This is a genomic window from Pseudoalteromonas sp. MMG006 (genome assembly GCF_018101025.1).
Classification (GTDB): Bacteria; Pseudomonadota; Gammaproteobacteria; order Enterobacterales; family Alteromonadaceae; genus Pseudoalteromonas.
The window spans coordinates 38,239-62,496 of record NZ_JAGJEJ010000014.1; the positions used below are offsets into that span (position 1 = coordinate 38,239).

At 40.2% G+C, this 24,258-nt stretch carries 22 protein-coding genes; 8 read left to right on the forward strand and 14 right to left on the reverse strand.

Annotated features, from left to right (window positions below):
• Positions 1–26 precede the first annotated feature (26 nt).
• Positions 27–1,343, reverse strand: coding sequence for a two-component system sensor histidine kinase EnvZ (gene envZ / locus J8L73_RS13470; RefSeq protein WP_138684017.1), 1,317 nt, complete (start codon positions 1,341–1,343; stop codon positions 27–29).
• Between the two features lie 5 nt (positions 1,344–1,348).
• A complete protein-coding gene (ompR, locus tag J8L73_RS13475; protein WP_211017840.1) occupies positions 1,349–2,068 on the reverse strand; it encodes a two-component system response regulator OmpR in 720 nt (239 codons plus the stop codon).
• Positions 2,069–2,250: 182 nt separating this feature from the next.
• On the opposite strand from ompR, the gene greB reads away from it, so the two are divergent.
• The 4 genes from greB (at position 2,251) to J8L73_RS13495 (ending at position 6,290) form a co-directional block, all read left to right on the forward strand.
• Positions 2,251–2,724 (forward strand): transcription elongation factor GreB, encoded by a 474-nt coding sequence (gene greB, locus J8L73_RS13480; protein ID WP_211017842.1) that lies wholly within the window; start codon positions 2,251–2,253, stop codon positions 2,722–2,724.
• 135 nt (positions 2,725–2,859) lie between these two features.
• Positions 2,860–3,171, forward strand: a complete 312-nt coding sequence (locus J8L73_RS13485) for a hypothetical protein (RefSeq protein WP_211017844.1) — start codon at positions 2,860–2,862, stop codon at positions 3,169–3,171.
• A gap of 50 nt (positions 3,172–3,221) precedes the next feature.
• A complete protein-coding gene (locus J8L73_RS13490) occupies positions 3,222–3,803 on the forward strand; it encodes a CBS domain-containing protein (RefSeq protein WP_211001320.1) in 582 nt (193 codons plus the stop codon).
• A gap of 168 nt (positions 3,804–3,971) precedes the next feature.
• Positions 3,972–6,290, forward strand: coding sequence for a Tex family protein (locus tag J8L73_RS13495; protein WP_211017846.1), 2,319 nt, complete (start codon positions 3,972–3,974; stop codon positions 6,288–6,290).
• Positions 6,291–6,377: 87 nt separating this feature from the next.
• Here the strand turns inward: J8L73_RS13495 and J8L73_RS13500 are convergent, their stop codons facing one another.
• The 3 genes from J8L73_RS13500 to bioH form a co-directional block, all read right to left on the reverse strand.
• Complete coding sequence (locus J8L73_RS13500; protein WP_211017848.1) at positions 6,378–7,238, reverse strand: putative metalloprotease CJM1_0395 family protein; 861 nt, start codon at positions 7,236–7,238, stop codon at positions 6,378–6,380.
• Positions 7,239–7,243: 5 nt separating this feature from the next.
• The gene (locus tag J8L73_RS13505; protein ID WP_211001323.1) at positions 7,244–7,552 is read right to left on the reverse strand and encodes a hypothetical protein; all 309 of its coding nucleotides are present in this window, start codon (positions 7,550–7,552) and stop codon (positions 7,244–7,246) included.
• Between the two features lie 90 nt (positions 7,553–7,642).
• Positions 7,643–8,380 carry a pimeloyl-ACP methyl ester esterase BioH gene (gene bioH / locus J8L73_RS13510; protein ID WP_211017850.1) on the reverse strand — a complete coding sequence of 246 codons (738 nt, stop codon included), beginning with the start codon at positions 8,378–8,380 and terminating at the stop codon, positions 7,643–7,645.
• A gap of 74 nt (positions 8,381–8,454) precedes the next feature.
• Here bioH and J8L73_RS13515 point away from each other — a divergent pair, with 74 nt between their 5' ends.
• Positions 8,455–9,132 carry a phosphoribosyltransferase family protein gene (locus J8L73_RS13515; protein ID WP_211017852.1) on the forward strand — a complete coding sequence of 226 codons (678 nt, stop codon included), beginning with the start codon at positions 8,455–8,457 and terminating at the stop codon, positions 9,130–9,132.
• Positions 9,133–9,141: 9 nt separating this feature from the next.
• Here J8L73_RS13515 and J8L73_RS13520 read toward each other — a convergent pair whose 3' ends face one another.
• The 4 genes from J8L73_RS13520 to J8L73_RS13535 form a co-directional block, all read right to left on the reverse strand.
• Complete coding sequence (locus J8L73_RS13520) at positions 9,142–11,262, reverse strand: TonB-dependent receptor (RefSeq protein ID WP_211017853.1); 2,121 nt, start codon at positions 11,260–11,262, stop codon at positions 9,142–9,144.
• 193 nt (positions 11,263–11,455) lie between these two features.
• A complete protein-coding gene (locus J8L73_RS13525) occupies positions 11,456–11,761 on the reverse strand; it encodes a hypothetical protein (RefSeq protein ID WP_211017855.1) in 306 nt (101 codons plus the stop codon).
• 113 nt (positions 11,762–11,874) lie between these two features.
• The gene (locus tag J8L73_RS13530) at positions 11,875–13,242 is read right to left on the reverse strand and encodes an alkaline phosphatase PhoX (RefSeq protein ID WP_211017857.1); all 1,368 of its coding nucleotides are present in this window, start codon (positions 13,240–13,242) and stop codon (positions 11,875–11,877) included.
• A gap of 177 nt (positions 13,243–13,419) precedes the next feature.
• Positions 13,420–15,975 carry a M14 metallopeptidase family protein gene (locus J8L73_RS13535; protein WP_211017859.1) on the reverse strand — a complete coding sequence of 852 codons (2,556 nt, stop codon included), beginning with the start codon at positions 15,973–15,975 and terminating at the stop codon, positions 13,420–13,422.
• Positions 15,976–16,121: 146 nt separating this feature from the next.
• Here J8L73_RS13535 and nfuA point away from each other — a divergent pair, with 146 nt between their 5' ends.
• Positions 16,122–16,697 (forward strand): Fe-S biogenesis protein NfuA, encoded by a 576-nt coding sequence (nfuA, locus tag J8L73_RS13540; protein ID WP_211001330.1) that lies wholly within the window; start codon positions 16,122–16,124, stop codon positions 16,695–16,697.
• Positions 16,698–16,706: 9 nt separating this feature from the next.
• The gene (locus tag J8L73_RS13545) at positions 16,707–16,976 is read left to right on the forward strand and encodes a hypothetical protein (protein WP_138682999.1); all 270 of its coding nucleotides are present in this window, start codon (positions 16,707–16,709) and stop codon (positions 16,974–16,976) included.
• 2 nt (positions 16,977–16,978) lie between these two features.
• On the opposite strand, the gene J8L73_RS13550 is transcribed toward J8L73_RS13545, so the two are convergent.
• The gene (locus J8L73_RS13550; RefSeq protein WP_247659663.1) at positions 16,979–18,250 is read right to left on the reverse strand and encodes an MATE family efflux transporter; all 1,272 of its coding nucleotides are present in this window, start codon (positions 18,248–18,250) and stop codon (positions 16,979–16,981) included.
• 42 nt (positions 18,251–18,292) lie between these two features.
• Here J8L73_RS13550 and J8L73_RS13555 point away from each other — a divergent pair, with 42 nt between their 5' ends.
• On the forward strand, positions 18,293–19,330 hold the full coding sequence (locus tag J8L73_RS13555; protein ID WP_211001333.1) for a polysaccharide deacetylase family protein: 1,038 nt from the start codon (positions 18,293–18,295) through the stop codon (positions 19,328–19,330).
• On the opposite strand, the gene J8L73_RS13560 is transcribed toward J8L73_RS13555, so the two are convergent.
• The 4 genes from J8L73_RS13560 to J8L73_RS13575 form a co-directional block, all read right to left on the reverse strand.
• On the reverse strand, positions 19,320–20,348 hold the full coding sequence (locus tag J8L73_RS13560; RefSeq protein WP_211017863.1) for a chemotaxis response regulator protein-glutamate methylesterase: 1,029 nt from the start codon (positions 20,346–20,348) through the stop codon (positions 19,320–19,322). The two genes, J8L73_RS13555 and J8L73_RS13560, sit on opposite strands and share 11 nt — an antisense overlap.
• 8 nt (positions 20,349–20,356) lie before the next feature.
• Entirely contained in the window at positions 20,357–20,974 is a 618-nt protein-coding gene (cheD, locus tag J8L73_RS13565; protein WP_211017865.1) for a chemoreceptor glutamine deamidase CheD, read from the reverse strand.
• A complete protein-coding gene (locus tag J8L73_RS13570; RefSeq protein ID WP_211017867.1) occupies positions 20,958–21,788 on the reverse strand; it encodes a protein-glutamate O-methyltransferase CheR in 831 nt (276 codons plus the stop codon). The genes cheD and J8L73_RS13570 overlap by 17 nt, the downstream gene beginning before the upstream one ends.
• 114 nt (positions 21,789–21,902) lie before the next feature.
• The gene (locus J8L73_RS13575) at positions 21,903–24,236 is read right to left on the reverse strand and encodes a methyl-accepting chemotaxis protein (RefSeq protein WP_211017869.1); all 2,334 of its coding nucleotides are present in this window, start codon (positions 24,234–24,236) and stop codon (positions 21,903–21,905) included.
• Positions 24,237–24,258 lie beyond the last annotated feature (22 nt).

Below are 24,258 nucleotides of genomic sequence, written 5' to 3' on the forward strand. Positions count from 1 at the left end.
TCATTGAGTAAGTAACTCTGCACAGTTTACTGTGCAGAGTTAAGCGCCTTAATCGGTAAATAAATTTGTGCACTTAAGCCACCTTCTGGGCGGTTTTCTAATTTCACTTTGCCGTCATGCATATCAATAATGCGTTTAATAATAGCAAGGCCTAACCCACTGCCTTCGCTGCCACGCGCTGCATCCCCTTGTTTAAAAGGTTCAAATACAGATTCAAGCTCGCTTTCAGGTATACCTGGCCCCTTATCGTTAACCGCAATAACTACGTATTTTTTATTTGAATTAAAGTAACTCAGTACTTCAATATCATCCTCAGAGTAACGCAATGCATTACCTATCATATTTGTAATTACACGCTTAATAGCCACAGAACTCAATGGAATTTTGCCTATACTTGGATTGCTCTTAAATATGATTGTGCGCTGGTGTTGTAGCTCTGAATGAACAACCTCAGCAACTAAGGCGTTTATATCTTCGCAGGCGAGTTCTTCACGTTTATGGTGGCGTAAATACTCAATAAACTGATCGATAATACCGTTCATGTCTTCTATATCGTAAATAATGCCTTCACGGAGGTAATCATCTTCATCAACCATCATCTCAGTTGCAAGGCGAATACGGGTAAGTGGCGTGCGTAAATCGTGAGATACGCCAGCCATTAATAAACGGCGGTCGTTTTCAAGAGCGGCTATACCGCGCGACATTTGATTAAATGCACGAGTAACTTCGATTACTTCGGTTGAGCCTTCTTCATCAAGCTTAGAGCTAAAGTCGCCTTTGCCTACCTTTACCGCCGCTTGTTGCAATGCTTTTAACGGGCGGTTTAAGTGCCTAGCAAATAACCAGCCACCTAAAACACTTAAAAAGCCAATACTTGATAAGTAAAAAGTTAAAAACTCGAGGTTGTTTTCTTGATAGCCTGATAGCGGCACTTTGACCCAATAGCCTGGTGCTTGTGGTGCTTCTACCCAGTATATTAATGGATCGGTTTGGCTAATACGCACTCGTGCAGAGCCATTTAATTGCTCAGACATACTACGTGAAAGCATTGAGTATTCGCGAGTTTGACCAAGCCCTTGGCGCATTGCTTCGCGCTGAGTCATTACCTCAATTCCAGTAATTTCAAAAAACTTAGCCGACACTTCGTCGTTAATTTCGACCCCGTCTTCCCAGTCAATAAATACAGTTTTAATTTGCTTTGCGAGCATTAAATTAACTTGCTCTATGGTGGGCTTTACAACATAAAAGCTTACCGTAACATACGACACAATTTGGTTTATTAGCAGCAAAGCGGCCACTAAAAAAACGGTTTGTCCAAATGCACTACGCGGAAAAAATCCCATATAAATTACTTTTCACCGTCAGGAACAAACACGTAGCCTAAACCCCAAACGGTTTGAATATAGCGTGGATTAGCCGCATCTACTTCAATCATGCGGCGTAGTCGTGATACTTGTACATCAATGCTGCGCTCAAGCGCACTGTAATCACGCCCACGAGCAAGATTCATTAATTTGTCGCGGCTAAGTGGCTCTCTTGGGTGCGAGACCAAAGCTTTTAACACTGCAAACTCGCCGCTGGTTAGTGATATAGTTTTATCGCCTTCGCTCATTTCGCGTGTTGCCAAATTAAGTGTAAATTTACCAAAAGCTATTAAGTTTTCTTCAGCGGCTGGCGCACCGGGAACCTCTTTTGCTCGACGGCGTAAAATAGCTTTAATACGCGCTAATAATTCGCGTGGGTTAAATGGTTTTGGAATGTAGTCATCGGCACCAAGCTCAAGACCAATAATGCGGTCTACCTCATCACCCTTTGCAGTAAGCATAACAATAGGAATTTCGTTTTCTTTTTGACGTAAGCGGCGGCAAATAGATAAGCCGTCTTCGCCTGGGAGCATTAAATCGAGAACCATTAAGTGAAAGTTTTCACGTTCAATGAGCCTATCCATTTGCTCTGAATTTGCAGCCGTCCTAACAATAAAGCCTTGCTCTACTAAATAACGCTCTAGCAGGCTGCGCAAGCGCATGTCATCATCGACAACCAATACTTTTGTAGTTTCATGTCTCATTGTGTTTCTTATTTTTATATCCAGTTAATAGTTAATATAAATGAAAAACTTAATAATCAAAAACTAATTACTTGCTTAGATTGTTACTGAACATTTCAAAGCTATATTATTAAAGTTTACGCTCGACAAATTTTGGCAATTTTAATAACGTGCACACCATTAGAGTTAATAAAGAATTCATCATGAAAACAAACTTAGTGACCCGAGAGGGGTATTTGCAGCTGCAACAAGAGCACGACCATTTATGGAACGTAAAGCGCCCTGAAGTAACCAAAATTGTAAGTTGGGCAGCAAGCTTAGGTGATCGCTCTGAAAATGCAGACTATCAATACAATAAGCGACTACTGCGTCAAATTGATCGCCGCGTGCGCTATTTACGCAAGCGTTTGCCCGATTTAAAAATTATTGATTACTCACCAGAGCAAGCTGGTAAAGTATTTTTTGGTGCTTGGGTAGAAATAGAAAATGAGCAAGGTGAAACTAAAAAGTTCAGAATTGTAGGCCCTGATGAAATTTACGATCGCAAAGATTACATATCAATCGATTCACCGATGGCTCGCGCACTTATTAAAAAGCAAGTAGATGACGATTTTGAAGTAGTTACACCTCAAGGTAAAAAGGAGTGGTACGTAAATAGTATTGAATATCAAAAATAAAGCCCAATAACAGTAGTTATCAATAAAAACTTTGATTCAGATCATATTAACTTTTTATTGTGTAATCTATTTGAGTAGGTTATAAGAGAGTTAATCAGGTTATTTGGTTAACCTGTATTTTTTAAGGTAGTGGCCATGTCAAACGTAGTACAGCGCATATTAAGTAATGCCGTATTATTTACACTTTTTATGAGTGTAAGTTTGTCTCTGCATGCCAATACTACACAAGTAAACATTGATAGCGCTAAGCTAACCAACCACTTTATTGCTTGCGATGTTCCTGACCAAGCTAACCTCGACTTTGACGTTGACTCTCACGTTAATGCATTTACCTTTAGGGCGCTTCAACCACTTCCTAATGTCGTAAACTCTTTTTATAAGAGCACTAATTTAAACAGACCTTTTAGCACTGCGTACCAACGTGGACCACCTAGCTATTTAATTTAATTCATTATTTTACAACTTAATTAAATTTTATAACGACTAAGGTGACTATTATGTCTAACTTTAAAGAATTACGTACCCAAAATGTATCTCACGGTGTTATTGCTAGCACATTTGCAGACGATCAACCATTAATTGATTTATCATCTCCTGCGTTAAAAATGGTAAATAACTTTACCCATAAAACGCCAATCCGTGCACAGTACGGAACAACGATAACTGAAGCACTAAAACAAGTAAGTGCACAACAATCAGACTTTGTTTTAGTCACTGATGAAAATCAAAAATTAATTGGGCTGGTTTCTAGCGCTGATCTACAAAGCTCTAAAATCACTATTATTGCCCAGCGTTTAAATACACCAAAAAGCGAAGTGAGCTTACGCGACATCATGACCCCTATTAGTAAACTTACAGGTGTAAGCATGCAAAGCTTAAGCTACGCATGTATTGGTGATGCGCTTCAAACGATGGAGCACCAAGGCACGATGTTTTTATTGGTAACAACAGCCAGCAGCGAAATTTGCGGCTTAATTTCAGCTCGCCAAATAGCTAAAACATTACACATACCAGTACATATTACGCCAATAGCCCACTCTTTCAGTGAAGTATTAGAAAACATTGAGCACCCTCACTAGAGCGCTCTTTTAACCGCAGTAATTTACTCCCAACCCAACCATCTTAAAGCAAGTAAAATAGCTTGCTTTAAGAGCTTTTTATTACTACCTCCTGTGATATTATTCAAGCAATTAACGACGCCAGTAACACGCTTCTGGTCTTATTTTATTGTATAAAAAGGTTTTTGCATGAGCGATATCTCTGCACGTTTAGCCTCAGAGCTAAATGCACAGCAGCAACAGGTTGTTGCAGCAACAAAGTTACTTGATGAAGGCGCAACTGTTCCTTTTATTGCACGTTACCGTAAAGAAATCACTGGTGGATTAGATGACACTCAACTGCGTCTTTTAGAGCAACGCTTGTCGTACTTACGAGAACTTGAAGAGCGCCGTGGTTTTATTTTATCGACGATAGAATCGCAAAATAAACTCACCGCCGAGCTAAGCGCCGATATTGCCAGCGCACAAAGTAAAACAGAGCTTGAAGATTTATACTTACCTTATAAAGCTAAGCGCCGTACTAAAGGCCAAATAGCAATTGAAGCAGGCCTAGAGCCTCTTGCCGATGCACTATTTAACGATGCAAATTTAAACCCAGAGCAACAAGCTGAACAATTTGTAAATGCCGAGAAAGGCATTGCAGATACCAAAGCAGCACTTGATGGCGCTAAGTTTATTTTAATGGAGCGCTTTGCCGAAGACGCTAAATTGCTTGCTAAATTTAGAAGTTACATAAGCCAAAACGGCGCTATAGAAAGCGCTCTTATTAAAGGGCAAGAACAAGCTGGCGCTAAATACCGAGATTACTTTGAGCATCAAGAAGCCCTTAAAAAAGTTCCTTCTCACCGTGCACTAGCTATGTTGCGCGCTCGTAACGAAGGCATTCTACAGTTAAACGTAAACCCAGAGCCTAACTCAGAAAATTCAGCGCAACTATGCGCACAAATGATTGCCGAGCATTACCGCTTAGACATTAAATATAAAGCTGCAAGCGAGTGGCTTTTAAATGTTGTGCAATGGGCATGGAAAATTAAACTCGGCTTACACCTTGAGAATGAGTTTTTAGCAGCAATGCGCGAAAAAGCAGAAACTGGCGCTATTGATGTATTTGCTAAAAACTTAAAAGACTTATTAATGGCAGCTCCAGCAGGCCCGCGAACTACTTTAGGGCTCGATCCTGGCTTACGAACTGGCTGTAAAATTGCCGTTGTAGATAGCACAGGTAAATTGCTTGCCACACAAACTATTTTCCCTCATGCGCCACAAAATCATTGGGATAAATCACTTCGCACATTAGAACAGCTTTGTCGTCAACATAAAGTAGAGCTGATTGCGATCGGTAATGGCACGGCTTCTCGCGAATCAGATAAATTAGTTGCCGAACTAATTAAAGCCAATACCGAGCTTAAAATTAATAAAATTATGGTGAGCGAAGCGGGTGCATCGGTTTACTCAGCCTCTGAATTTGCTGCTAACGAATTTCCAGATTTAGATGTTTCTATACGAGGAGCTGTATCTATTGCTCGTCGTTTACAAGACCCTCTTGCTGAACTTGTTAAAATTGAGCCAAAATCAATTGGTGTAGGCCAATATCAACACGATGTGTCACAAAGTCAATTGGGGCAAACGCTAACAGCTGTAGTTGAAGACTGTGTAAACTCAGTAGGTGTAGATTTAAATATGGCCTCAGTGCCATTACTTACTCGTGTGTCTGGCTTAAACAAAACACTAGCGCAAAACATTGTTAATTACCGCGATACTAACGGCGTATTTACTAAGCGTAGTGAACTTAAAAAAGTTGAACGTTTAGGGCCAAAAGCCTTTGAACAAGCAGCCGGCTTTTTACGTATCAACAATGGAAGTGACCCTCTAGATAATTCATCTGTTCACCCTGAAGCTTACCCAATTGTTAAACGTATTTGTGAACGTAATAGCCTTGATGTAAGTAGCTTAATTGGTAACAGTGACTTTTTAAATAAACTTGCTGCTAACGACTATATTGACGAGAAATTTGGTTTACCAACGGTGACCGATATCATTAGTGAGCTTGATAAACCTGGTCGCGATCCGCGTCCTGAGTTTAAAACTGCTGAATTTAAAGCGGGCGTTGAAAAAATTAGCGACCTTAAACCAGGTATGATTTTAGAAGGTGTTGTATCTAACGTTGCCAACTTTGGTGCGTTTGTTGATGTAGGCGTTCATCAAGATGGCCTTGTACATATTTCAGCTATTACTAATAAGTTTATTTCAGACCCTCGCGAAGTAGTAAAAGCTGGCGACATTGTAAAAGTAAAAGTAGTTGAAGTAGACGCAGCTCGTAAACGTATTAGCTTTACTATGCGTTTAGATGACGACATAGACACAAGTAATAAACCCACTGCTCCTCAAAAACAACGTAACAGCAACTCACAGCAACCTCGCGCAGCTAAGCCAAAACGCGATAATGGCAATGCGATGATGGGTAATGCATTTGCAGATGCATTTGCTAACGCAAAAACTAAAAAGTAAACGCTGTTAACTTACTAAACTTAAAAAGCCGCTAATGCGGCTTTTTTATTATTTATATTGTTTTAATGCTAACTAACCTAAACCTAATCAACCATACGCCGAAAAGCCACTTTCACTTTGTGGAGAGCTCGTCATTTGATAAAAATTAGCAATACGACCGGCTCGTGCGTCTACTTCAGGATCGCGTGATTGCTCTGTATTAGTATCGCTTTGTGATTCTGCTGTGCTGGTTTCGTTTGATGAGAGTTTAGTGCTTTGCTCACTTTCTTCAGTTTGCTCTTCTTTAGGAGCTGAAAGCTCAGCTTGGGCAGCCGCCATTTTTTGTGTTGCATCAGCAGCGATTGCTCTGTCGGCACTTGATGGCTCTGCTGGGGCAAGTGCCGCTGCACGTACCGTTTGCATTTTATCTATTGTCGCTTGCGGATCATCTGGGATTTCAGATACATCAATTTGTACCTCACCGCCAATAGCGTAATTTGTGCCATCTGGACCGCGCTGGTATTCATAACTAGGAGAGCCAGCATACTGCCCCCCTACAGAGGCGTGCGCTTGCTCATGAACTCGCACTTCGGTATCGCGCGCTTTCAGTTCTTTTATTTGTTGTTGCTCTTGTTCGAGCTGTTGCTCTTCTTGCTCAGTTTCTTGTTGAGACGCTTCTTGCTCGCCCTCTTGATCAGTACTCTCTGAATTTTCTGAATTACCTTCACGCTGATCAATTGCTTTATCGTCAGCTAGTTTACCGGTGGCATCATAAGTCGATACATCACTATTACTGCCTGGCAGCTTAGCTTTTTCAGCGTCGCTTTGGGCTTTAGTTTCAGTATTGCTTGCGCTACTTGACGCTGGAGCTGGAATAACTTCCCGAAGTTGATTGTCACGCCGTGCAGATTCCGTATAAACATTTGCGGTGTTTATATTGATTGACGGAAAAGGCGTGACGATATTCATTATTGCTACACTTTAATATCTATTAACGTGCCTAATACGTCATCGGCCGTTTGAATAGACTGCGTATTAGCTTTGGCGTTAAACTCTTCCACTTTTAAATTCACAAGTGCTTCGTCAACACGCGCGGGCTGTGCAACGGGTGCAGTAACCGCTTCTTCTGGGCGTGCGGCTGTTAGCTGACGCTGTTGCGCTAATTGCGCATCGTCTTGCTGATCTATGCTGGCACGGTTAATCTCAGCGCTTGCCTTTTCTATACCTTGGCTTGCACGATTAAACCCTTCAACACCACTATTAAATACAGACCCTATTGGCATAATAAAACCTCCACCAACTAAACATTGTTTAATTATCGCTCAGGTTATATACAAAATAAAGCTTTAAACAACGTTAATATTTTCTCTATTTTAAAGCATTGATTTAACGGTAGATAAAAACTCATCTTTATGAGAAATAAACGGCGCATGTGAGGCTTTATCTAACACCTCGTATTCAAAGTCAGCATTTAGTGCTGCCATTTTACTAATCGCTTTGTACGGCACCAACGCATCTAACCGACCAAATATAGCTTTAATCGGCACAGAGCAATGTGCAAATAAGTCACGCAAGTCGTCATTTTGTAAAATATCTAAACCTGCACTCAATGCTTCACTTTTTGGTGCGCCGTACTGATTTAGTAATTGCTTAAGCTGCTTTATATCATCACGTGCCGACCCACTACCCATTGCTTGAATAGCTAAAAAGCGCTCTATTGTTTTTTCTCGATGGTTAACTAACTGCTCTTTAAACTGCGCCAATACATTTGCTTTTATTCCCGGCCAATTATCTGCCTCAGCAAAAAAAGGGGTTGAGGCAATTAAAATTACTTTTGATACTTTTTCTGGCCAATGCTTAGCAATATAAAGAGCAAATAAGCCACCTAACGACCACCCCATTAGAATAGAGTCTGGCTTTAGTTGCTCACTTAAAAGTGCTGCCGCATCATGTAAAGTGTAGGGCGTTGGGCAAGCAGGGCTATCACCAAACCCAGGTAAATCAAGACTGCGTACATTTGCTGAATATAAAAACTCTAGCTCTGGCTTTATTAATTGCCAAACGCCTTGGTTCATTCCCCATCCGTGCAATAGCACTAACTCATTTTGCATATTTACCAAACCTTTACCAAACTTAGGCTCATCATAGCGTTTAAAAAGGCGATTGCAATGCGAAGGTTGTATCAATGAAACAGGCGGTTTTAAATTGGTTATTTCCTTCATACTGCGTGCAATGCCAAAGCCCTATTACTACTAATTTAGGGTTATGTAGTTTTTGCCTTGAAGACTTACCATTATTTGATTTTACAGCGCATAAAAATTTACTGCACCGACCTGATATTGTTGACATGTTTCCTAACTGTGAATTTGATACGTTATTTGCTTGTGCATTTTATCAAGCACCTTTTGAGCTCTGGCTTAAACAGCTTAAATTTAATAACCAAATTCATTATAAAAAGGCATTACAGCAAGTCATTGAAAAACAGCTTACGCAGTTTTTTGAGCAAAGCCCTACTCTGCCAGACTTCTTTATTATTTTACCGTTGCATAAAAGTCGATTTGTTACGCGTGGTTTTAATCAAGTAAGCCAAGTGTGGCGACCTTTATTAATTAAAGTTGCACCTTTAAATAACAGCCTTATTCGCAATAAAAAAACGCAAGCGCAATCTGAACTTTCAAAAGCTAAGCGAGTTAAAAATTTAAAAAATGCCTTTATTTGTACACAGGATATGAGCGGTAAAACAATTGCTATTATTGATGATGTGATGACAACAGGCGCTACACTTAATGCTGCTACACAAGCTTTAAAACAAGCGGGCGCTAAACATGTGTGGGCATTTACCACCTGTTTAACGCCGCTTTAATTATTTCATTTAAAAACGAGCTCTTACGCCTAAACTAACTGAGCGTCCCGGTAAAGGGGCTTCGTCTTTTAAGTACGATGAATGCACACGCCCTTCTTGATCAGTTAAGTTATCGCCTTTTATATAAATGGTCATATCTACATCGCCTAAATCTAGGTAATAATTAGCTGAGGCCGATAGCATGGTATAACCCTTTGTTGAAGTTTCGTTATCCGCTATTTTGTCTTGTTTAGCATTACGAATGACTTCCACTTCGGTGTGCCAATTTCCATATTCATAATGTACTGACGAGCCAACTCTCATTGGTGGTATTCTTGGTACATTACCGCCTGATTCTAATTTAGCGCGCGTATAATCGGTAAACACTTCTAAACGCCAATCATCGTTTAAATGCCAATCTACATGCGCTTCATATCCATATAAACGAGCGTCTTGCTGTGCAAACAACACGACAGGCAAGCCATCAGCTTCGTCGTTAGGTTCACCTGAAACAGCCACTTGGTTTTCGTAATCGGCTGAGGTAATAAAAGCACCATCACTGATAACTAAATCTGTGAAGCTTTCAAAAACATAGTCACTAATATCGTTATTAAAGATGCTAACGTTAGCGTTCCATGTATCGCCAGTATATCTATATGTAAGGTCTAAATTATTTGAAACCTCTTTATCCATACTGTCATTAGATTGAACAACACTATATTGACCGGCGTTGTTACTAAGCTCAAATCCACCGCCAACTTCGTAAGTACCAGAGCCAATATGGGGCCCATATGCATATATTTCTGAAGCTGAAGGTGCACGCTGTGAATATGCGTAATTGAAAGCTAATGAGTGTCTATCATTGATACTCCATACAACACCAGCAGAACCTGAAACCGCGTCATAATCTTTATCGTCAAACGAAACTGAGTTAGGCGAACTAAGGGCTGTAAAAAAGTCATTGTCTACATTATGTGTTGACTGCTCAACACGAGTACCTACTTGCCACAATAGCGAGCCTACTTTTTTCTCCTCCATTAAAAATGCAGCAATGCTGTCTGTTTTGGTTGGAGGCGTAAATGCTTCTTCACCAATCGCCTCAAAATCGCTATGGTTATAATGTAAGCCCACAATTCCTTTCCAGCCATAAACAGGTGCATGCTCAGCCCACAACCTTGACTCTATACTTTCGTTTTTAAAAGTAGTGCCAATTTCAGCCCCTTCAATTTCAGAGTGCTCGTAATCGGTATAAGCGTTTTGCCAATGCACTGCTTTTATAAAGCCATCTAAATTATTCCAATCCACTACGCCTTGATAGCGATCTTGGTTGAGCTTTATAAATACGCCCTCTTCACCCGGTAAGCCATAGTCAGAGTCCATATGCCCATACGAAAAAGCAACGCGCATATCGTCAGTTATCCAGCCTGCGCCTAGGTTATAGCCACTTGCGTCAATATCTGAGTTTGCAAGTGTAGTACTGCCACCGTCTTCATCAATATCTGCTGGTACAGGGATTTTGTAATCATCGGTTTTACGGGTATATCCATCAATATGAAAAGCAAAATCGCCGGAACCTGCGTTTAAATCTGTTGAAAGAACTTTAGCATCTGCAACATTATCGTACTGCGCAAATACTTCACCACTTACGCCTTCTTGCCTTTGCGTAGGTAAGCGGTTATCGACCACATTTACTACTCCGCCAATAGCACCACTGCCGTATAAAAGCGTAGCTGGGCCTCTTAAAACCTCAATTTGGGTGGCTGTAGATGTTTCGGTTGAAACCTGATGATCTGGCCCTACACGCGATGCATCTGATGCACCTAAACCATTTTGAACCACTTTAATTCTTGGGCCATCTAAGCCTCTAATAATAGGGCTACTTGCCACAGGTCCGTAATAAGAGCTGTGTACCCCGGGTACACTTTTTAATGTATCGCCTAACGTTGCAGCTTGATTTTGATCTAACTCTTCGCCACTTAAAATTGTTACAGGGGTGCTTGACTCAAGCACCGTACGCTTTATTGGCGACGCTGTAATTAAGACTCTTTCAATGTCTGTTTCGTCTTTTTGAAGGTTTTTTTCATCGGCATACGCCGTGCTACTCATTGCTGCTAATAAAGCGATTACTAAAGGTGAATAGTTACTTTTCATTTTGTTATCTCTAAAGTACACAATAAAACACACTCGTTATTATTAAGAGTGCTAAGGATGTTTTAACTGATGAACTTAACCAGATCTCTGAATCATAAATTTATTTCGCGCACTAAAAAGCCCTCGCTAGCAAAATAATTTAAATATCAACACTACTTTAATTGGTTAGAAAGCCGCTTAATTAGAGATCTGGTTAATTTAAGATAACAATTGGAGGGTCTCTGTTTCCTGCAACAGCCACAAATTCACTATAAAAGTGCTGGCTACTAAATTGTATTGCAGAAAAATGATCTGTATTTAGCGCAAACAGGCTTACTTTGGCAGGTATAGAATGTTCTAAATCAAGGGAGCTTAAGCACAGCTCACATTCTTGCTCAGTTTTTAAGACATGTGCAGTATCGTGCCATACAGAAAAAACACTGAACAACAAAAAAAACACCGCACTGTAGTTTAATAATGCTTTGTGGTTTCTAAGTGAATGTAAAACAGATGCTTGCATAATAGATATACTATAACGTTACTACAAGGTGTGTCGATAGAATAATTGATTATTTATACGCATAATAAACCTGTTAAGCATTGTAAACCTTAGACGCTTAACAGGTTACATGGCTATGCTTTAAAGCGAGCCCAAGGGCCAGTAATGGCGAGCGTTTTAGTTGGCGAGTATACATTTACAAATAACGTAGTCCCGTCGGGTGAAAAACAAGCGCCGGCTAGTTCTGTTTGCTCAGCTAAGCGCGCAAACGTATACACTTCTCCGGTAGGTGTAACACCACGTAAATGGTTATCTACTATATCTGTATATTGGTCTTCACAAACAATAAGGTGACCATTAGGTGCAACAGTTAAATTATCACCAAAGTTAAATAACGACTCGTCTTCGCTTTCTACAAATAGTTCTATTTTACCTGGTGAAGCGCTTTCATTATCAGCGCCTTCAAATTCCGATGGCTGATATTTCATTACTTGCCCAAGCTGCTTTTTACCGCCGTTAGTGCAGCAAAAATAAAGCTCGTTATTGCCCCAGTGTATACCTTCTCCACGGGCAAACAGTGCAGCTCCTTGTTTGTGACCTCTTATTCTTAAATCATCTTTTGGGCTCTGTGGATCATCTAAATCAACCCACTCAACTTCCATTTGTGTGTGTTTAAGCATTGCAGTTTCACTCCAATTTCGGGTATCAAATTGAGCGTGTTTTTTAATAACCATAGCCTGCAACTGGCCACCTTTATTAAGTTTGCCATATTCATTAGGAATAAAACGATAAAATAAACTATCACCCCTATCCTCAGTAAGATAAACAATGCCTGTACGTGGATCGATTGCAGCGGCTTCATGATTAAATCGGCCCATTGCAACAAGTGGTTCTGGTTTTACCAAACCTTTTGCCGTAGCAGGTACTTCAAATATATAACCGTGAGATTTGCCTAATCCATCGGCCTGACTAGCGACTGTTTCTTCGCAAGTAAGCCAACTCCCCCATGGAGTAATACCACCAGAGCAATTGCGTATTGTTCCACATAAGGATAAGTATTCTTGTTCTTTTTTGTGCTCTTTCATATTGTAAATTATATGGCTTGTGCCGCCAGGTAACGCCACGCCATCTTCAAATTCATCATACGCTAACGGTGTTTTATGCAATTGAATACTAGTGGCTGCGTGCTTAATATTTTTAGGGGAAAGTTCGTGGTTACGAACTAACGCGACAGTGTCTTCGTCAAGTGCTATACAGCCCATGCCGTCGGCTTTATCCGGCACATTTAAGCCATCATCCATAGTATCGCCCAATTGAGAAATAACCTTGTAGCTAAAACCAGCAGGTAAATCGAGTAGTTTTTTTGTATCAGGAATTAAACCACCGTATGCATATACGCTATCTGCTAAGTTAGCTAAAGTAACTTTACCAAATGCGCTTTTAGAAAGGCCGATAAATGCAAGCGTACCTGCACTCAAAAGAAACTGTCTTCTGGAAACCATAATTAAACCTATAGCGATAATGCTTTTAAAAGAGGGTAGATAGTAAATTAAAATGACGAACTAAAATGCGTCTGCATTGTAAATTCATAGAAATGTCATATTTAAAACTAACCACAAATGTATAAAACTCTGTGGCTTAAAACAGGCCTTAGCAGCCTGTTTTAAATATAAATAGTATTAACCGCCATTTACTCTGAATGTATGGCCAAAAAACAAAGCGTTACTTAGTAAGCGACTAGTACCATACCAATACCCTCTAAACACAGGGTTATCTGTCATGGCGATAACACTTCCTCGTCCGTACGAGTGAGCAATCATAGCTGCACCACCTGCAATTTGATCCTCGTTTACCCCGTCAGTAAAGCCTGCTAGCAGCGGCTTTTCTGGATAAGTAAGAATATTTACAAACGGAGCATCTGACTTTTCTAATAACCACGTACTGTTTTTAAACACGGGTAATGTATCGCGGTTAAGTGAAAACGTAAGTGGGTGTGTTGTATCAACCTGAGTATTAAAAATAGCACCAGCAATGCGCTGACGCCCTGCTAAATGATCTTTATCAGCGTAGTTTAACCCTTGCGTATTAAATGCACTCGCTACATCTTGACGCGATAAGTAGCTGGCTTTTAATAATTGCTGATCAGCTAAAAATTTAGCCCCGCCTTTGTGGCCCCAAATCACACCGCCTTTTCTTACCCAGCTTTTAATAGCCACTTTTTCGCTATCAGCCAGGCCAGAGTAATTACCATTAGTAAGTACAATGTGTGTGTAATTAGTTAAATCCAAGCTACTTAAACGCTGCATTTCAACAATCGTAGGCGCAACACCCACAAAACGGTCAAGGTAGTACCATACTTCGCCAACTTCATACTGACTAACGCCTTTACCGCCTACAAGTAACACTTTAGGCTCTTCTAGTACCGCCATAGTGCGCGACCCTAAATCAGCACCTTCACGTGTTAGGCCTGTTGTAATAGGCTTAATAGCAATGCCAAATTGAGTTTGGGCTTTATTTAATATAGCGACCCAATCACTGTTATTTTGCAGCCCAGCAGGTACGATAATACTGCCCGGTGAAAATTTTATTTCTCCCGAACGTGATTGAGCCGTTAAACCGCTTAGTGCAACACGTGCTTTAATACCTTGCTTTAAAAGACTGTTTAGCATTTTAGGCGCTAAGTAATCATCCCATGCAAAGCCAAATGCATATTCCTGTTTTAATGAAGCGAATGAAGGCTTTACAGCTTTTTGCCACTCAGTGCTTGCCACTTCTAAGCCCCGGCTACTTTTTACCTGCGCAAACTCTAAATTAAACGCATGGGCAAGCGTCCAACCCGATACATCGTAAAACGTGTTATCGACAAAGTTTTTTTGTTCGCTAAAAATAGCTTTCACTAAACGAAATTGAGGCTGAGCCAATGGTATAAAATAACTATTAGTAGAAAAGCTTTTACCGTTAGCTTTTAGCGACTTCGTAAGTGGGTAGGCGGTTATTTGATGCTGCTTTAATAGATTTAAAAATAACTTAATGCGCGTGCTGTCTTTAGCACCTTCCACTACGTAACCTTCAAAACTTTCATCCTTTGCTAAATCAATTGCTTGATTGTAAAACTTAGCTTGGTAGTTTAATAAAGCCTCGCGATTATCAACAGCGGCCTCAAAAGTAGATAAACTTGTTAAAAGCTGATTTTTTATTGTAAAAGGAAATGTAAGCGTACCGTTTATGGTTTCTTGTACGTGGCCGCGCGAGCTGGCTTGCTCGAATAAAATTCCGACTCCGCCGTTAACATCGGGATAAGTTGAACCTTTACCGTAATAAAAATCGTCAAAACTTTCTTCTGTAAAATACAGCGCGTTATTTTCATCAAGGGTTTTTGCATGATAGTTAGCTATTGCTTTGGTGAGTGTTACGTTTTCATCTGGGGTAATTGGGTGCTTGCGACTCGCTATACCAGGTTGAAAAAAGTAGCTGCTGTTTGGTCCCATTTCATGAAAATCAGTTAAAACATTTGGCTTCCACTGATGAAATTTAGCAATACGTGCGCGTGATTCTGGATGTTGTAGTAATAGCCAATCACGGTTTAGATCAAACCAGTAATGGTTAGTACGGCTACTTGGCCAACTCTCAACATGTTCACGGGTTTGAGGATCGCTCGATAAGTTCATACCGCGATTACTATTAGCCCAATTAGCAAATCGCGCTAAGCCGTCGGGGTTAAGCGAAGGGTCGAGTAAAATAACAGTGTTATTTAGTAACTCTTCTATTTCAGCACCTTGTGCGGCAGCTAAATAATAAGCCACCAGCAAAGCGGCATTGCTACCTGACGACTCGTTACCATGCACGCTATAACCCATCCAAACAACCGCAGGCTGCTCTGCACTGCTTTTAGTTTTATCATTATTTGATAAGCGTGCTAAGTGGGTTTGTCTAATTTGCTCTAAATTGGCCAGTTTTTCAGGCGTGCTAATACTCAGCATCACTAAAGGGCGCTGCTCGTGCGTACGCCCTATTACTTCAAAGCTTATTCTATCGCTTTTATCGGCAAGTATTTCCATGTAGCGCACGAGTTGGTCGTGCCTTACATGCCATTCACCCACTTCGTAGCCAAGCACTTGCTCGGGCGTGGGAATACTTTTATCAAATTCTATATCTTGTTCAAAATAATACGAAAGTGGTTTTGCCATACTTGAAAAGCTAAGCATTGCCACCATTATAGTTACTATCCAGCGCATATAAATCACTCTAAAAATGTTTGTTATTTGCACGCTAGCATTGCTTAAAATAGATGCCAACTTTTTACGCTCAACACTAGCCGCAACACGATGAGCGGAGTATGATATGCAGTATCCGAGTAATTTAGTCAAGTATAGACGGTTTTATGATTTCAATTTCCGAAACAGCACAAGCGCATTTTGCTAAACTTTTAGCAGATCAATCACAGCAAACCAACATTCGTGTGTTTGTTGTAAATCCTGGTACATCACAAGCGGAGTGTGGTGTTTCTTATTGTCCAGAAGACGCTGTTGAAGACAGTGACATTCGCTTAAACTTTAATGGTTTTGATGCCGTTGTAGATACAGAAAGTGCACCATTTTTAGAAGAAGCTGAAATTGATTTTGTTACCGACAAAATGGGCACTCAGTTAACACTAAAAGCACCCAATGCTAAAGCACGTAAAATTGGCGAAGACGCTACATTAAACGAGCGCGTACAACACATGCTTGAAACAGAAGTAAACCCACAACTTGCTAACCATGGTGGTCAAGTAAGCCTTGTAGAAGTAACAGCCGAAGGTATTGCTGTACTTCAATTTGGTGGTGGTTGTAATGGATGTTCTATGATCGATGTAACACTTAAAGAAGGCATCGAAAAAGAGATGATAGCTAAGTTTGAAGAAATCACTGGTGTTGCCGATATTACAGAGCACCAAGCAGGCGATCACTCTTACTATTAAGCATTATTGATGCTAAAGCAGCTTATTTATCGCTTAGGAAGCAATCCGAAGTTGAGCTTAAAGCGCTTTTTTCGCGGCTTAGCACTGTTTGTGCTAGCCGTGATTTTCATATCTATTGGGTACTATACACACTTCAGTTTACAAATTATCGGCATTGTTATTTTAATCCCTGCACTTTTTTTTGCAGCTTGGGGATATGGCGGTATTTTTGCCAATCGCTTTTCTCAGGTTTTAAAAGATATGGGCCCTAAAAATCACGACCCTGACCTATGGAAGTAAGCTTAATCCAGCAGTTGATTATTTGCTTTTAAGCGCTGATACTTAATAATCAATGTAACTCCACGCATTAACATAAAGCAGCTCATTGCAAGCCACAGTCCATTGTTTTGCCAATCAATAAATACCCAAAACACACCAAAAAAGCCTACACCAGCTGAGAGTATCATACTGTTACGCATATTTTTAGCGCGTGTTAAACCAACAAATACGCCGTCAAACAAAAAGCAGCTCATCGCTAAAATAGGCAATACAATTACCCAAGGTAAATAGTGAATAGCCTCTTGTATTACTTCTGGTACATTAGTTAAAAGCTTGATTATAGTGCTGCCAAATAATGCAAAAAAGGCACTGTATACAATGCCAAAAAGCATTCCCCAAAACACACTAATTTTAACCCACATCCTTATTTTTTTAACGCTTTGTTGGCCCTTCGCCTGCCCCACTTTAGCCTCTGCGGCATACGCAATTCCGTCTAGGGCAAAGCTCACCAACATTAAAAAGTTAAGTAATACAGCATTAGCGGCGAGTGTAGTTTCGCCAATACGCGCCGCATAAAATGTCATAAAGCTAAAACATAATTGCAGTATTAAAGAGCGAATAAATATATCGCGGTTTAAGCTAAGTAACTCAGTCATTTTACTCATGCTAAGCCAATGAGGAGTGTTTAATTTAACCCCTTGTTTTTTAGCTAGTTTTACAACCAAAATCAAAGCAAATACTAAAGCGGTATAATCAGCAATAAGTGATGCCCATGCAGCTCCTGCAACCGCCCAATCTAAGTACACAACAAAGTAAATATCGAGCACGATGTTAGTTATATTAGTCACTAACAAAAGATAAAATGGCCCTCGGCCATAGTGCACACCAAGCATCCAACCGAGTAACACTAAATTACACAATGCCGCTGGAGCGCTAAAAATTCGAATGCTAAAGTACTGATAGGCTTGAATAAGTACATCGTTATGCGCAGCTGAAAGGTAAGCTATAGCGTGTTTTATTAAGGGGGATAACACAATTAATAACACAGCAACTGCACTTGCAAGCAATAAGCTTCGTTTAAGTAAAGCAGCAAGCTGAGTTAAATCGTTTTTTCCATATGCTTGAGCAACCAGTCCCGTGGTACTCATTCTTAAAAAACCAGCGAGCCAGAATAAAATAGAAATAACAGCGGAGCCTAGGGCAATACCCGCTAAGTAATGAGCGCTACCTAAGTGCCCTATTACGGCGGTATCAACAATTCCTAACAATGGCACTGTGATATTTGATAGTATCAACGGACCCGCTAACAACAGCAAGCTTTTATGGTGTGCCTTATTATGTATAAGAAATTGTTTCATTTAGTATTATTTATCCTCATTAGTGTATCTGTACGTGCTCAAGCAGCCGTTATTTTACAGTATCATCATGTTAGCGAAACCCTGCCCGCCGTAACAAGCGTTAGTGCAAATACATTTACTAAGCATTTGAGTTATTTAAAAGAGCACAACTTTAACGTTATTGCGCTTAATGAGTTGATTAGCGCTCTAAAGCAAGGTGAAACCCTGCCCGATAAAACCGTTGCCATTACTTTTGATGACGGCTACAACAATAACTACGAACAAGCAGCGCCTATTTTAGAAAAATTTGGCTACCCATACACTATTTTTGTAAACCCAAAATTAATAGACGAAGGCAAGAGCTACGTTATGGGTTGGGATAAACTCAGAGAACTCGCTAAAAAAGGCGCGCTGATTGCTAATCACAGTGGGCAACACGACTACTTACATCGCACGCTTGAAAACGAAACAAATGCTCAGTGGCGCTCTCGTATTAAAAAAGACATTTTAGATTCGCAAAAACGTATAAAAGAAGAAACCGGACAAGATTACAAATACTTAGCCTATCCGTATGGTGAGTTTAATAACGAGCTACAAGCACTGGTAACAGAGCTTGGCTTTATTGGTATTGGCCAGCACTCAGGAGCGGTAAATAAAGACTCTAACTTTAGCCGTTTACCGCGTTTTCCGGCATCTGGTTTTTACAGTAAATTGGAAACACTTATTACTAAGCTTAATTCGCGGGCTTTTAATATTACTAAACTAACTTACAAAGACAGCGTGACAGAGCAAAACCCACCTATGCTTACAATTGAGTTTAATATGGGCGATTTTCATAAAAGCCAATTTGCTTGTTACGTATCAAGCGTAGGCCAAGCAGATTTAAACTGGATCAATAAAAACACAGTTGAAATAACCTCACCAAAAGCACTTAATAAAGGCCGTTCACGCTTTAATTGCACTGCGCCTTCTATTTCAAACCCTGGTAGTTACTTCTGGTTTTCACAACCTTGGGTTATCGAAAACGCTAAGCCTTAATAGCTTGGCTTAAAAGGCGCTGGGTAACTTTATCTAGCGCCACAACTTCATTTTCAGCCCCAATATCAATTGCTGCCTTAGGCATTCCCCACACAACGGATGAATACTCATCTTGCGCTATTGTATATGCCCCGCTTTGTTTTAAACCAAGTAAGCCTTTTGCACCATCGCTCCCCATACCTGTAAGTATTGCAGCGACGACATTTTTTGCACCTGTTTGTATTAATGAGTTAAATAAAACATCTACCGCAGGTTTATGCCTATTTACGGGCTCGTTATCGTCAAGCTGGCAATATAAACCCACTCCACGCTTAACAATACTTAAGTGTAATCCACCCGGTGCGATATAAGCACAGCCTGCTGCTAACTTATCGCCTTGTTCTGCTTCTTTCACATTTATGGTACATGTACGGTCCATCCTCTGGGCGAACGAAGCGCTAAAACCTGGAGGAATATGCTGTGTAATTACAATGGGTGGGCAGTTTTTTGGCATTTTAATTAACACCTCTTTAATAGCCTCTGTACCACCGGTAGATGCACCTATTGCAATAACTTTGTTCAGCAAAAATTGCGTGTTAGCTGCAATAGGTTCGTTAGATACAGGCTTTTTAAAACCTCTTACCCTTGCACCTGCAGCAACCCTTACTTTTTGCTGTACTAAAGCACTGTAATGACTCATGTGCTCTTTAACATTAACGGTGGGTTTAGCAATAAAATCTACTGCACCGAGCTCTAATGCCTCTAACGTAATAGGTGAACCTTTTTTTGTTAAAGTAGAAATCATCACTACGGGCATTGGTCTGAGCCGCATTAAATTTTTTAAAAAACTAATACCATCCATTTTTGGCATTTCAACATCGAGAGTCAGCACATCAGGGTTAAGCTTTTTTATCATTTCCCGCGCTTCGTACGGATCCTCAGCGCAACCTACAACTTTAATGTCGTCTGCTTGGCCTAATATTTCGGTAAGTAACTGTCTAATTAATGGAGAGTCATCAATTATTAATACTTTTATCATATGCACCCCTAAAACAGTTCAATATCTGTTTTTTTATCTTGCTGTTGAAGATTTTGTAAGTATTTCACTTCGCGCTTTTCAATCGTATTGTTATGAAGATTTTTAAGTTTTTTTACGTGTACTTTACCAGTATGAGGGTGGAAAAATATTTTCCTCGGCCAAGGTCCCCCCATATCATGAGCAACTAAATTGAGCGCCTCTTCTTTTATATAGGCATTCGCAAAACTTATATTCCCGAGCCCAATATCTGTCATTGCACTTATTATTCGCCCACCGCCAAAAAGTTTTACTTTTAAATTTTTGCGTGATCCGCCATTTTTAAGCACTTCGTTAATTAAATATTCCATAGCCCAATTACCGTATCGCCCGCTTAAACTATGCGCGCCTTCAACATGCTCACCTTTTTTTACCGGCAACATAAAGTGATTAACGCCACCAATCCCTAACTTTTCATCGTATACACATGCCGCAATACAAGAGCCTAAAACAGTTGATATTAGCTCATCATTTTTTGATACATAAAATTCACCCGGTAAAATTTTAGCGACCACGCTTTCTCGCCCAGAGTCCCAATAACGCTTTATATGATCAAACCCAGGAAGAACACCTTTAAACTGAGCGTGCATCAGCAGCCTTTTGGTACATAGTTTTACCTAAATTTTTAAACTCAGTATGCTCTTTACCCATGGTTTCTGAGTGACCTAAAAATAAATGCCCATGTGGAGCGAGTATTTTTGCATAACGTTTAAATAATAAATCTTTAGTGTCTTTATCAAAGTAAATAACAACATTACGGCATAAAATTAAATCAAAGGGCCCTTTCATTGGCCACTCTTGTAATAAATTTAAGCGTTTAAAAGAAATTAATTGCTGCAGCTTTGGTTTAACCTTATAGCTTTCGCCATCTTTACTTTTTAAAAACCAACGCTTTAACAACGCATCATCTAACCCATTCACATTTGCTGCGCTATACACACCAGCATGCGCTTTTTTAAGTACATTAGAGTCTAGGTCAGTCGCTAAAATTTTAACGTCCCAGTTGCTAGGAAATAACTCATGTAACGCCATTGCAAGGCTATAGGGCTCTTCTCCTGTTGAGCATCCCGCCGACCAAATTCGTACTCGCCGACTGTCTTTATTTTGCACAAGCAAAGCAGGAACTAATTGTTTTTTTAGATAATCAAAATGGTGGGATTCACGAAAAAATGAAGTTAGATTAGTTGTTAGCGCATTAATAAATGCATCAAACTCCTGATCTTTATGGCTATTTAAATAAGCTAAGTAAGTACTAAAATCAGTTAGTTTTCTCTCACGTATTCGACGTGCAATACGTGAGTACACCATTTCACGCTTATGCTCACCAAGTACAATACCGCATGCGTTGTACACTAAAGTGGCAATTTCTTTAAAGTCGCGATCGGTAAATAAAAACTCTTTCATTGGTTACTCTCAAATGCAGAATAAGCGGCGCTTAGCGCAATTTATTGCGCTAAGCTAAGTGTATTTAACAAAAGCTTTAGATAACAAGTTTCTTATCTAAAGCTCTGCTATTAACTAAAACTCTTCCCACTCATCAGCTGAATCTACAAAGTTTTCTCCCTTTGGCTTACTTCGGCTAAAGCTACTTTGTGGTTGCTGCGTTAAAGCGGGTGTACTCATACTTGATGACACTAAAGGTATGTCTTGCTGCCCTAACGAAAAGAAGTGAAGGAGTCTGCGCATTTCGTTTGCTTGCTCAGCCATAGACTCACCAGCTGCAGATGCCTCTTCTACGAGTGCAGCATTTTGCTGAGTCATTTCATCCATTTGAGAAATAGCTTTGTTCACTTGCTCAATGCCTGCGCTTTGCTCCTCTGATGCTTCGGTAATATCGGAAATCATTTGCGTCACGCGTTGTACCGACACAACAATTTCTTTAAGTGTTGCGCCTGACTCATTTACTAACTGAGAGCCATCGGCAACTTTCCCTACACTGTCCCTTATTAACTCTTTAATTTCTTTAGCGGCTCCTGCTGAGCGCTGCGCTAAGTTACGCACTTCACCCGCCACAACGGCAAAGCCACGACCTTGCTCGCCCGCCCTTGCAGCCTCAACGGCAGCATTAAGTGCTAATAAATTGGTTTGGAAGGCAATTTCGTCAATCACACCAATAATGTCTGCAATTTTTTTACTCGATTCGTTTATTGCCGACATGCTAGTCACCGCACGGTTTACAACTTCCCCGCCTTGTATTGCCTTTTCGCAGGTTTCTTCGGCTAAATCGTTCGCTACTTTTGCGTTATCAGCATTTTGGCGAACGGTACTGGTCATCTCTTCCATACTCGATGCTGTTTCTTCAAGTGACGAAGCTTGCTCTTCAGTACGTTGACTTAAATCAGCATTTCCTTGTGATATTTCTTCTGCGCCACTTGCTACAAGCGTTGCTGAAGAGTTTATGCGATTGATTACTTCTGTTAGTTTATCTGCGGTTGTATTTGCATCGCGTTTTAGCTTATCAAATGAGCCTTTGTAATCACTTTCTATGCGTTTTGATAAATCACCACTTGCCATTGCATCGAGCATATTTGCTGTATCAGCAACTGCATCATCAACAATTTTAACTAGGCTATTTAACCCTTTAGCTAAGCGTAAGAAAAACCCGCTTTTATCTGTCTCAATAACACGCGCATCTAATTCGCCATTACCCGCGGCTAAAATTAGTTCTGCAATTTCTTTTTCAATAGCGACTTCATCGGTTCTATCTTCCCACTCAACCACTGTGCCTATGCGTTCGTTTTCAGGTGTTAAAATAGGGTTTGCTACCAAGCCAAACGTGCGTCCACCCACAAGTATTTCGGCTTTATAGGTCGTAGTTAACTTAGCAAGCAGGTTTTGCTGATGCGCTGGATTTTTATGAAAAACATCAATATTTTGTTTAAGTAGGTTTGTACTGTCAAAATTAGGCAAGTCTTTACGTAAATCATTTTCTGCTGCACTCATCATGTTTTTAACAGCTTGATTCATATAAACAATAACGTTTGATGCATCGGCTATCATGGTATTGGTTGCAACAGTATCAAGCGCTTGGCGTACACGTAGGTTTTCTTGCGCCTCGCTTCGCTCTTTTTCTGCTTTTGCTACGCTTTGCGTTATATCTTCCCATTCAACAATAGTTCCTAAGCGCTCTCCTTCATGGCTTACCCAAGGTGATGCAATAAGGGTAAATATGAGCCCAGCCAATCTTAACTCGGCCTTATGCGGTTGCTCTAAATTTTTTAATAAGTCACGCTGATGCGATGGGTGCTTATGAAAATCATCAACACATGTACCAATTAAACTATCTACAGCAAAATTAGGAAGTACTGTTTGTAAGTCTTTTTCTCTAGCTTTTAACATGGAACGAACCTGATCGTTCACAAACACTATATTAAGGTCTTTATCTGCAATCATTACATTTGCTTGGCATACTTTTAATGCACTGGCTAAATCGGCCGCTTTTCGAGAGGCTTTTTCTAGCTCTTTTTGCTTGGTTATGTCTGTCGCAAACTTTATAACTTTTAATACTTGGCCGCTCTCATTCACAATAGGATTATAAGTAGCTTGTATCCAAACCTCTTTATTACCTTTAGCGTTGCGTTTAAATTCATCAGAAATAAATTCACCATTGCGTAGGCGCTGCCAAAAGTTTTTATAGTCGTTACTTTGCGCTTCATCGGAGTCGACAAATAAAGAATGGTGCTGGCTTTGGACCTCTTCAAGCCTGTAGCCCATTGCACTTAAAAAATTAGAATTTGCAGTAATTATTTGCCCGTTAGGTTCAAACTCAATTACCGCTAATGATTTATTTAATGCATCGACAATTAAATCATTACTGGATTTTGACTGCTTTGGATTACTAAACCATCCCATGCCCATCACCACCTTTAAGTTA